Source organism: Mitsuaria sp. RG, assembly GCF_028369275.1.
Lineage (GTDB): Bacteria > Pseudomonadota > Gammaproteobacteria > Pseudomonadales > Pseudomonadaceae > Aquipseudomonas > Aquipseudomonas peradeniyensis.
On the sequence record NZ_JAQMYQ010000081.1, the window covers coordinates 1 to 10,972 of the forward strand.

At 64.7% G+C, this 10,972-nt stretch carries 8 protein-coding genes; 6 read left to right on the forward strand and 2 right to left on the reverse strand.

Features of this window, described 5'->3' with window-relative positions:
- Positions 1-125 precede the first annotated feature (125 nt).
- A complete protein-coding gene (gene lapD / locus POF53_RS25405; RefSeq protein ID WP_232857776.1) occupies positions 126-2,072 on the reverse strand; it encodes a cyclic di-GMP receptor LapD in 1,947 nt (648 codons plus the stop codon).
- 10 nt (positions 2,073-2,082) lie between these two features.
- On the reverse strand, positions 2,083-2,775 hold the full coding sequence (lapG, locus tag POF53_RS25410) for a cysteine protease LapG (protein ID WP_498969975.1): 693 nt from the start codon (positions 2,773-2,775) through the stop codon (positions 2,083-2,085).
- 280 nt (positions 2,776-3,055) lie between these two features.
- Here lapG and POF53_RS25415 point away from each other — a divergent pair, with 280 nt between their 5' ends.
- From POF53_RS25415 to POF53_RS25440, 6 genes are all read left to right on the forward strand, one after another.
- Positions 3,056-3,748, forward strand: a complete 693-nt coding sequence (locus tag POF53_RS25415; protein ID WP_203649465.1) for a GntR family transcriptional regulator — start codon at positions 3,056-3,058, stop codon at positions 3,746-3,748.
- A 78-nt stretch (positions 3,749-3,826) separates the two neighbouring features.
- Positions 3,827-4,393, forward strand: a complete 567-nt coding sequence (locus POF53_RS25420) for a hypothetical protein (RefSeq protein ID WP_203649463.1) — start codon at positions 3,827-3,829, stop codon at positions 4,391-4,393.
- Between the two features lie 601 nt (positions 4,394-4,994).
- Positions 4,995-5,771 carry a DUF3050 domain-containing protein gene (locus POF53_RS25425; protein WP_203649461.1) on the forward strand — a complete coding sequence of 259 codons (777 nt, stop codon included), beginning with the start codon at positions 4,995-4,997 and terminating at the stop codon, positions 5,769-5,771.
- Positions 5,768-6,697 carry a diiron oxygenase gene (locus tag POF53_RS25430; RefSeq protein ID WP_232857777.1) on the forward strand — a complete coding sequence of 310 codons (930 nt, stop codon included), beginning with the start codon at positions 5,768-5,770 and terminating at the stop codon, positions 6,695-6,697. The genes POF53_RS25425 and POF53_RS25430 overlap by 4 nt, the downstream gene beginning before the upstream one ends.
- Before the next feature lie 10 nt (positions 6,698-6,707).
- Positions 6,708-10,139 (forward strand): amino acid adenylation domain-containing protein, encoded by a 3,432-nt coding sequence (locus POF53_RS25435; RefSeq protein ID WP_232857778.1) that lies wholly within the window; start codon positions 6,708-6,710, stop codon positions 10,137-10,139.
- Between the two features lie 31 nt (positions 10,140-10,170).
- Positions 10,171-10,638: an SRPBCC family protein gene (locus POF53_RS25440; protein ID WP_232857779.1), complete on the forward strand. Its 468-nt coding sequence runs from the start codon at positions 10,171-10,173 to the stop codon at positions 10,636-10,638.
- Positions 10,639-10,972 lie beyond the last annotated feature (334 nt).

Consider the following 10,972-nt stretch of genomic DNA (forward strand, 5'->3'; position numbering starts at 1 on the left):
CCCCCCCCCCGCCCCCCCCCCCCCCCCCCCCCCCCCCCCCCCCCCCCCCCACGCTGCCTCAGTCAAATCAAAGAATTGTGTTTTGTTCCATGAGAGCGGGTTTATCCGTTCCCACAGGCTTTAACTTAACGCCAGGGTGCCGGCCCACCTACCAGTTGCCCTTGAATTCCCTGCACGCCCATCTCCCGTAGTACCTTCAGCTCCCCTTCGGTCTCTACCCGCTCGGCGATCAACGGCAGGTCGATGCTGTGCGCCGCGCGCTGGATGGCCTCGATGAACAGGCGCTTGTGCCGCTCCTGGTCGATGCTGCGGATATAGCCACCGTCGATCTTCAGGTAGGCCAGGCCCAGGTGGGCGAGGTTGCCGATCATGCTGAAGCGCCCGCCGAAGCGTTGCAGCGCCAGGCTGAAGCCCAGGGCGCGCAGGCGTCGGGTCAGTTGCTCCAGCACCGATTGCTCGGGCAACTGCTCTTCGCCGATCTCGAAGGTCAGCCGCCGCCCCAGCGCGCCATGCTGCCCCAGCAGCTCGTAGACTCGCTGCAGCGCCTTGGGATCGGCCAGGGTCGCGGCCGACAGGTTCAGCGCGAGCGCCTCGCCATGTCCCTGCAAGTGCCTGAGCACTTTCTCCAGCACCAGCAGGTCCAGCCGCGCCATCCAGCCGAAGCGCTCCAGCCACGGCAGGAAGCGGCCGGCCGCCAGGGCTTCACCCTGCTCGTCGTGCAGGCGCGAGATGACCTTGTAGTGCAGCACCCGCTCCGGCGCCCTGGCATCCACGACGGGCTGGAAGAACAGCTCGAACTGCCCTTTGTCCAGTGCCTGGTCCAGGCGCGTGTGCCAGGCGTGGTGGCTGTCGGCGGCCTGGCCCGCTGCGCCCTGTTCCAGGCACACCCAGCCCGGCGCGGGCTGGCTCTCGGCGCGGGCCAGGGCCTCGTCGGCAAGCTTGAGCAGCGCTTGCGGGGCATCCCCGGGGCTGTAAGGCGCCAGGCCAATGCAGGCCACCGGGTCGACATCGCTGGCGCCGGTCTCGTGCAGACTCTGCAAGGTGGTCTCCAGGGCTTGAGCCAACTGGATCGCCTCCTCATACACCATGCCCGGCGCCAGCACCGCGAACTCGCCGCCACGACTGCGGGTGATCAGGTCGTTGGTCTCCGGGAAGTTCGCGCAGGTGCGGCGCAACTGCTCGCCCACCGCCTGCAGCAACTGATCGGTGCGCTGGCCCCCCAGGCGCGCGTTCAGGCCCGCCAGGTCCTGGACCCGCAGCAACAGCAGGTAGCCGGCACGGGCCTCCTCCAGATTGCTGACCCGGGCGTTGAGCTGCATTTCGAAGTATCGACGGTTGGCCAGCCCGGTGAGGCTGTCCTGGTACGACTCGGCACGCAGCTTCTCGCTGCGCTCGGCCTGTTCGGTGAACAGCGCCTTGAGCTTCTCGACCATCTGGTTCATCGCCTGCACCACCCGGCGCAGCTCGGGTGTGCGCGGCAACTCCGGCAGGCTGAGGAACTCACGGCGAGCAATGGCGTGGGACTGCGCCACCATATAGTCAAGCGGCCGCAGTTGGCGACGCAGCAGCAGCGCCCCGAGCACCGCACTCGCCGCGCCGCACAGCAGCAGCCAGCCCAGGCTGCCCAGGGCGCTCTGCCAGAGCTTGGCCAGGGCGAACATCGGATGGCTGATCACCTCGACCCGCGCCGCCTGCTGCCAGCCACGGCTGACAATGGCGTCGCCACCGGCCGGGTCCAGGCCGATCAGCTGGATGAACCAGCCCGGCACGCTTCCCGCATCGGGCTCGGCATGGCGCTCGACCAGCACGGCATTGGAATCCAGGTCGATGACCTTGATGCTCGAATAGTAGCCACTGTCGAAAATCGAGCTGACCATCAGCTCGACCATCGCCGGGTCATCGATGTTCGGCGTCAGCGACAGCGCCAGCGCGGTCGCCGCATCCTGGGCATGGGAGCGCAGCTGGTTGACATACTGGCTGCGCGAGCTCTCCAGGCTGACCATGAAGCTGCCACTGAAGGCGACCACCAGGAACAGGCAAATGGCTAGCAGCAATTGTTTGAACAGTGACATCTGTGCTCCTTCAGTAAACCGGTTCGGCCGGGAACCCTTCGGCCTGCATTTTCTTCAGCAAGTCCTGCCACCGCGACAGGCGCTTGGTGTCACCGACCTTCTTGTTGCCGCCAGCGCCGGTCAGCCACAGGCCTTCACCGTTGAAGGCATACACCGGCAGCAGGTCGGTACGCTGGCTGGCCGGCTTGATCGCGTCCATCAGGCTGTCGAGCACCAGCGGCTGGGCCTGTGGGCTTGAATAATAGGTCAGGACCATGTGCGCACGGTTCTGGCGCAAGGCCTTGACGTAGGTGATGCGCAGCTTTTCCGCCGGGACGCCCATGCGCCGCAGGCTGAAGTACTTGGCGATGGCATAGTCCTCGCAGTCGCCCGCGCCCTTGATCAGCGACTGCACCGGCGTGGCCCAGTAATCGACCTCGTGCCACAGGTCGATGTCCTCGACGTAGCGCAACTGCTTGTTGAAGAACAGGTTGACTACCTGCAACTGCTCCAGCTCGCTGCCCTGCTTCTGTGTCGCCAGCAGGTTCTGCCAGGCATCTATACGCCCCTGCCCCGGCCCCAGCGGACCATACAGGGCCTGCGCACGGCGGCTGATCTGCGAGAAGTCCCAATCCGCCTGGGTAGCGCCCAGCCACAGGCAGCCGAGCAGCACGGCAAGGCCGAGCCGGCGTGCGGTCGCATTGAGAGGCCAAGGTATCGCCACTGCGGACACCCGTTCAGATCAGTCGAAAGCAGCGATGGTGCGGGCTGGCGCGGCAAAAGACAATGGCACCGGGTGCCTGTGCTGCCAACTGTCGGCAAACCCGCTTCGTACAAGGGCTGGCGACCTTGGCCATCTTCCCAATGCCGACAACTTGCTTCACGATAGCCGCGTTTCGTGAGTGCGCCATGGCGCACCCGCTTGATCAATCCGTTTGACAAGCGCCCCCTTCCCTCACTAGGGTTATTGGATCCAATTTTCATGTTGCCGAGGCGAACCCCGCGTGGCTGAGAAACCCAAACTCCTGAGCACCGTGCTGGGCAGCGAGCAGGTACCGCCGCACCTGGCCCGCAGTGTCATAGAAGAGCGCCTGCGCAGTGCCATCCTCGACGGCCGCCTGCCACCGGGCACCGCCGTGCGCCAGCAAGAGCTGGCGACCCTGTTCGGCGTCAGCCGCATGCCCGTGCGCGAAGCGCTGCGCCAGCTCGAGGCCCAGTCGCTGCTGCAGGTGGTGATGCACAAAGGTGCGGTTGTGGCACCACTGATCGGCGAGGATGCCGTCGACACCTACGCCCTGCGCGTGCTGCTCGAGACCGAGGCGTTGCGTCAGTCGATCCCCTTGCTCGATGCCGACGACATCACCCAGGCCAGGGCATACATCCGCCAGCTGGAAAATGAGACCCGCCACGCCGAGATCGGCCGGCTCAACCGTCTGTTCCACATGGCCCTCTACAGCAAGGCGCAGAACCAGAAACTGCTGCGCATGATCGAGATCGAGCTCAACGAGGAGGAACGCTTCCTGCGCTTCCACCTGTCCTCGATGGGGCTGGGCAAGCTCACCCAGGACGACCACATCGCCCTGGTCGACGCCGCCAGCGACAAACTGGTGGACAGAGCCATCGAGCTTCTGGAAGAGCACCTGAACCATGCCGCGCGCACCATCAGGAGCTACCTCGACAGGCAATCGGGCAACTGATCCTGCTCAACCGCGCAGCCGACCTCAGCGACCGCGTCGCTGCGCAGACACGATCCGCCACAAGGAACGGCAGTGCACGTGCAGACGCGACAGGAAACCACGCCCGACCAGCCGTCCAGGATCCGCCTGATCTGCCTGGCCAGCACCCGGCAGCAACTTGCCCAGTACCGTACCTGGGCAAGGACCCTCAGCGACCCCATCGAACTGGTCGCGGTCGATGTCCCAAGCATTGCCGACCTGGAACAGTCCACCGCGTTGCCCGTGGCCGGGCGCCTGACCCAGGCCCTGCGCGAACAGCTCCAACCCTACCTTGCACAACCCCACGCGATGTTCGCCCAGGGACTGGGCGCGCACATCGCCCTGGCCCTGATCCAACAGGTGCAGGAGACGAGTCCGGGGCAGACCCGTCACTTGTTTGTTTCAAGCTGTGACAGCCCGCAGTTCAGTACCAGCAACCTTCCATTGCAGGTGCCGATGACCGTGCTGTACCCGCCCGGCTCCCTGGCCGCGATGCTCGGCTGGCACAGTCTGGTGCGCCGAGAGCTGGAGCTGATCGAGTTGCCGCTGCCATCGGTCGATGCTTCGCTGCTCAACCAGCGCCTGGTGCGCATCTTCAACAGCCACCTCGGGCTGCTCAGTTACTGACCTTCCCCCTGCCTTCCATACGCTGACCAAGAGGGCATTTACTCTGCCCGGTCTGCTGCTGGCCATGGCAGTGCCAGCATTTTGGGCACACTCTACTCCCCGCAGCGGCCGCTGATCATCAGACGTGGACCTGGCCGCCTGCCTCCTCATTCACCAGTAGAAGGAACCTGGCACCGGGGCAAGGACCGCACGCGATCAGCCGCCCTCCAATAGTCACTCTCCCATCTCCGTTCACCAGTGCTCCGAGTGAGGCATTCACTCTGTGTCTATTTTTCTGATCGTTATTTATCGGAAGGAGCACATATTGCCAAAATAAAACTTACCCAAAGTTTTATTCGGGCACTTATATTTCAAGAAAAGTCCGAGCATAAAATAATCAAAAAAACAATTGCGGCGAACTTTGAAGTTGTTCTAACTTTTATAGCGCCAGCCAAGGGCGGCCAGGTATCACCGTGGACGCCTTGCCAGACAAGCCCTGCCGGCCTCTATCCGTTGTTCGATGTCGAAATTTCATTCGAGGTATCTCTTCGCCTGGAATTTATATAGCGAACAATGCGCAGAGCAACTTGATCCCTGAATTCCATCCATAACGGACCTCATCATGAGCACATTGAAGCGCACACTTTCCGACAAGAAACATGAACTTTCCCTGCACCCGCTCTTTTCCGAGATCGACTCGCTGCAGACACTGCGTCGATTTATGGAAACCCATGTTTTTGCAGTCTGGGACTTCATGTCGCTGACCAAGCGCCTGCAGCAGGAGCTGACCTGCGTCAGCCTGCCATGGCTGCCACCTGCGGACCCGGCCGCAGCACGCCTGATCAACGAGATCGTGCTGGGCGAAGAATCGGATGACCGCCTCGACCACGGTCACTACAGCCACTTCGAACTGTACCTGGATGCCATGCGCGAGGTCGGCGCCAGCACCCAGGCCATCGATCGCTTCATCAGCCTGCAACAGCAAGGCATCACGGCCATTGACGCCCTGCAGCGCTGCGGTGCCAGTGAAGCCGCCCAGCGATTCGTCCGCGACACCCTCGAGGTGGCTATCGACGCGCCGGCCCACCGGGTTGCGGCCGCCTTCCTGCATGGCCGAGAAAGCGTGATCCCGGCGATGTTCCAGCAGATCCTCGACGAGTGGGGCATCGGCACCGAGCAGGCTCCGACCTTCCGTTACTACCTGCAACGCCACATCGAGGTGGACTCCGAAGACCACGGGCCTGCCGCCGAACAATTGCTGGCCCGCCTGGTCGACCACGACCCGCTGCGCCAGGAAGACGTCTACGTGGCCGCCATCGCCGCCGTGGACAGCCGCATGGCGCTGTGGGACCGCCTGCGTGCCTCGCTGCAGACACCTGTCGCCGAGGTCACCCCATGAATGCCCTCGAGTACCGCTCCTTTGCCGAGGCCTGGGAGGCTCGGGCGACCATCCGCACCCGGCCCCGGCGCCTGGTGGAGGATGACCAGCGACTGATCTACCCCCTGAGCCGCCAACCCCTGGTGCTCGGCGCGACGTTCCAGCGCGAATGTCCGCAGCTGCGTGATTTCGTGCTGGTGCAAAGTCTCTACAAGTTCATCAACGATGTGGTGATCTTCGAGACCGAAATCGTCGACCGCACCGCCCGGCGCATCGCCAAGGACCGCTTTGCCGTGCGCTTCCCGTTCGCCTGCCGCTACGACGCGATGACCGTGGTGGTGGACGAGGACTATCACGCCCTGGTGGCGATGGACTTCCTGCAGCAGACCATCGCCTTGACCGGCATCGATCCAATCGCCCTGCCCCAGGAGATCGAACTCAGCCGCGCCATTCCGGCCGTGCTGGAACAAGTGCCCGAGGCACTGCGCGATGCGCTGGAGCTGATCTGCGTGGGCATCGCCGAGAACACCCTGACCGACGATGTCGCGGCCTTTGCCAAGGACGACTCGGTCAAGCCCTCGGTGAAGGGACTGATGGCCGATCACCTGCTGGACGAAGGCCGTCATTCAAGCTTCTGGGCGCGGCTGACGCGCATCTACTGGCACACCGCGCCGGAGGCGGATCGCCAGGCAATCGCCAAGGTGCTGCCGTTGTTCCTGCGTCAGTACCTGACCAGCGACATCCAGCAGGCGTTCGACTGTGCCCTGATCGCCGCCTTGCCAGTGAATGAAACGGTGCGCCAGGCCCTGCGCGAAGAAGCGCAAGGCCTGGCCTACCCGATCAATCACCAGCATCCGCTGCTGGGCAACATCCTGCGTTTCTTCCGCAGCAGCTCGATGCTCGAGTCGCCTTGCGTACAAGACGCCCTGCGCGATTACCTGCCCTGAGGACCTGGACATGAGACGCCTCGACATACTCCTGGTGGGCACCAGCCCCACCCTGGAGGCATTCACCCGGCTGCTCGACGAGCACGGCCATGGCTCGGCCACCGCCGACAGCGCGCAACCCTTGCGCCAGCAGCTGTCGACCCGGCCGGACCTGGTGGTGGAAGATGGCAGCCTGGCCCTGGGCAGCTGCGACTGGCATGCCCTGGGCAACACGCCACTGCTCAGGCTGCGCCTGGGCGCCAGCTTCGCCGAGCCCCTGCCGCAACTGGAAGCCCTGTGCTGGTGCGGCAGTGCCAGCGCCCAGCGGCTGATCCAGCGAACTGCGATCCCCGCGCCGAGTGCCGGCAACGGCCAGCAGTTGCGCGAAGACGCCCTGCAGGCCCTGTGTGATCAACTGGCCCTGCAGGTCACCCGCTTTGCGCGCAATCCGGCGCATCTGCAGGAAGCACCCGCGGCAAGCCCCGGCGACCAGGAGCGCGAGCACGGCCTGGACTGGCTGGAGGCTCTGGCCTACCGCCACCCATTCAACCGCACACTGCGCGCTGACTTGCTGGAGAAGGCCGAAACCGGCCTGATCGATACGCTGGAGCACAGCTTGCGCCTGCATGCCGAATGCCCTGCGCTGAACCATGCCGGCCAGCGCTCCAGCTATCGCCAGCTGCATGCCCGCACCGTCGCCATCCAGCAGGCCCTGGCGCCGTTGCTGCCCGAGCCAGGTGAACAGCCACCCGTGGTCGCCGTGTGCATGGGCAAGTCGCCCGACCTCTATGCCAGCCTGCTGGCGGTGCTGGGCTGCGCCGCCATCTACCTGCCGCTGGACCCGGCAACGCCGGCCGAACGACGCCAGTCGATCCTCGAGGATGCCGGTGCCTGCGTCGTGCTGCATGACGGGCAGGCGCCTGTGGATATCTCTCATGTGGATATTCGCGGCATCGCGGCGACACCGGCCATGCCGTTGCCCGGCCTGGCGCTGCGCCAGGCCGGCGCCGAGCAGGCCTGCGTGGCGATCTACACCTCCGGCACTACCGGCCAGCCCAAGGGCGTGCTGCTCAGCCAGCGCAACCTTACGCACTTCATGGCCTGGTACCGTGAGCATGTGGCCCTGGACGAGCACAGCCGAGTGCTGCAGTTCTCCACCATCGGCTTCGATGCCTCACTGCTGGATATCCTGCCGACCTTCGCCTGCGGTGCGGAACTGGTGCTGCCCAGTGAGGATCAGCGCCGCGATCCGCAGCAGCTGGTACAACTTATCCACAGCCAGGAAGTCAGCCACGCGTTCCTGCCACCGGCCCTGCTGAGCATCCTGCCGCGCAATGTCCACCTCGGCCTGCGCCACCTGGTCACTGGCGGCGACGTCTGCGAGCCGGAGGTCATCGCCCGCCTGGCCGGTCAGTGCCGGATGCACAACATCTACGGGCCGACGGAAACCACAGTGCTGGCCACCACCCGGGTGTTCGCCAGTGGTGACAGCAACCGCAACCTGGGCCTGCCGATCGCCAACACCCAGGTGCTGATACTCGACCCGGCGCTGCAACCGGTAACGGAGCAGACCCCGGGCGAGCTGTACATCGCCGGGCCCGGTGTCGGCCTGGGCTATCTGAACAAGCCGGCACTGACCGCCGAACGCTTCGTCGAGTTGGACCTGCCCGCCGGCCGCACGCTGCGTGCCTATCGCACCGGAGACATCGGCAAGTGGACCGCCCAGGGCATCGAGCTGTGCGGACGGCGTGACAACCAAGTGAAGATCCGAGGTTTTCGGGTCGAGCCCGAGGAGATCGAGCACTGCTTGCGCGACAGCCACCTGTTCGCCCAGGTGGCGGTGGTGATCGACGCGCAGCGCCGGATCCTGGCTTTCCTCGCCCACCCACAGCGGACCGATGCGCAAGCCTTGCTGCGCGAACATGCCGAGCGGCACCTGCCCGACTACATGCGCCCGTTGTTCTACCAGGTGCTGGAGCACATGCCCTATACCGCCAACGGCAAGGTGGACCGCCGGGCGCTGTCGGCACAGCCACTGGCCCTGTCGGCGAACGCGCACATCGCACCAGAGACCAACACCGAAAAGCGCCTGTTGCATCTGTGGAGCGAGTTGCTGGAACTGCCGCCAGCCGACATCTCACTGGACGACAGCTTCTTCAACCTGGGCGGGCACTCGATCCTCTTGTCGCGCCTGTTGCTGGAGATCCGGGAACACTTCGGCCAGGGTGTGACCATCAACCGTTTCATCGAGCAGCCGACCCTGCGGCGCCTGGGCGCGCTGCTCGACGGCAACGATGATGCGCTGCCGACCTCCCTGGCGCGCCTGGAGCAGGACGCCAACCGCGATCTCGGCCTGCAGGTACTGCCGATGGAGCGTCTGGGCGATGTGCACAAGGTCATCGTCACCGGGGCCAACAGCTTCCTTGGCGTACACCTGGTCGAAGCCTTGCTGGAATGGGGCGCCACCGAAGTCGCCTGCCTGGTACGTCGCGCCGGTGGGCAGTCCGCCGAGGAACGCTTCGCCCAGGCCCTGCAGGACAACCATATCGACCTGGACCTGGGCCGCGTGCGGGTACTCGAGGCAGACCTGCGCAAGCCGCTGCTGGGCTTGTCCCAGGCCGACTACGACGACCTGGACAACCACTATGGCGCCCTGCTGCACAACGCCGCGCAGGTCAACCATGTGCTCGACTACGAGGTGCTGGCCGCCGACAACATCGAGCCGTTGTTCGAGTGCCTGCGGCTGTGCGAAGGCCGACGCAAGAAGATCTTCAACTTCGTCTCGACCCTGTCCGCGTGCAGCGCGGTGGACGGCGACGGTCGCGTGCTGGAGAGCGACCCGGCCAGTACCCCGCCGATCTACATCCGCAATGGCTACAACCTGAGCAAATGGGTCGGCGAGCGCATCCTCAGCCGTGCCCGCGAGCAGGGCGTGTGGGTCAACCTGTTCCGTCCCGGCAACATCACCTTCGACAGCCGCACGGGCGCCTGCCAGCCCCAGCGCAACCGGCTGATGCTGATGCTCAAGGGTTCGCTGCAACTGGGCCAGGTACCGGGGCTGGAGATCGACTTCGACCTCATGCCGGTGGACTTCCTGTCCCGTTTCATCGCCTTCCACAGCAGCCGCCACCAGGCTGGCCAATGCGTGTTCAACCTGCACAACCCCGAGCCACTGCGCTGGCGTGACTACCTGGCGTCGTTCCATGCGCAGGGCCATGCCTTCGAGTTGGTCAGCGTCGAGCAGTGGCAGCGCCAGTTGGCCCGGGTCGACCGCCAAAACGCGCTGTACGACGTCCTGGGCTTCTACCTGGACGGCTTCGAAGAAGACATCGGCGATATCTCCGGCATCGCCCACGACAACGCCCGTGCCGGCGTGCAGCGCATGGGCGCCCGTTACCCGAGCAAGGACCCGGCGCTGCTTAGCCGCGGCTGCCGCTACCTGGCCGACATCGGCTTTATCTGACCCCCTTTATCCACAACAGGAGCAACATCCCATGCAAGCACTCAAACCCGACACCCTGATCCGCAACCCGCAAGGCTGCCTGGTGGTTTCCAGCGTCGAGATCGCCGCCCCGGCCGCCAGCGTGTGGAATATCGTCGGCAACTTCGCCGGCTTCCCGGTGTTCATCCCCGCGCTGGCGCATATCGAAATGACCGGCAGTGGCGTGCGCTCGGTGCGCAAGAAACTGTTCAAGGATGGCAACGTGGTGATCGAGCAGTTGAACAGCCGTGACGAGCAGGCCATGCACATGACCTGGAGCCTGATCTACACCAGCCTGAATATCGGCAACCTGTGGGCTGCCATGGAGGTGCAGACGATCGACGCCAGCCGCAGCCGTGCGACCTGGACCATCCAGGCCGAGCCCTGGGAAGGTGGTCCAGATACCCTGCCGGGCTTCCAGGCGTTCCTGCAGGGCTTTGCCGATGAGGCGATGGGCAATGTGCGTAATCTGCTGAGCTGATAGCACTGGCAGGGGCGTATGCCCCGGTAGCAAAAAGGCCGCTCCCAACCGGGAGCGGCCTTTTTTGTCTTGGAGATAAGGGAGTAAGGGATAGCCCTTCGGGCTGTGCTGTTGCACGGCGAAAAGAGATCTCTGTAGGAGCGGCTTTAGCCGCGATGCAAGCAACTCGGTGTCTGGCACCCGCTTCGCGGGTGATCGCGGCTGAAGCCGCTCCTACAGGGGGCCGTGCTGTGCCTGGGAATGCCGTTCCCTTCACGACGGCCCAGGGAGCTCGTGCATTGATACCCTGAAAAGACAAAGCCCCCGACCGCATCGCGATCAGGGGCTTTGGAAT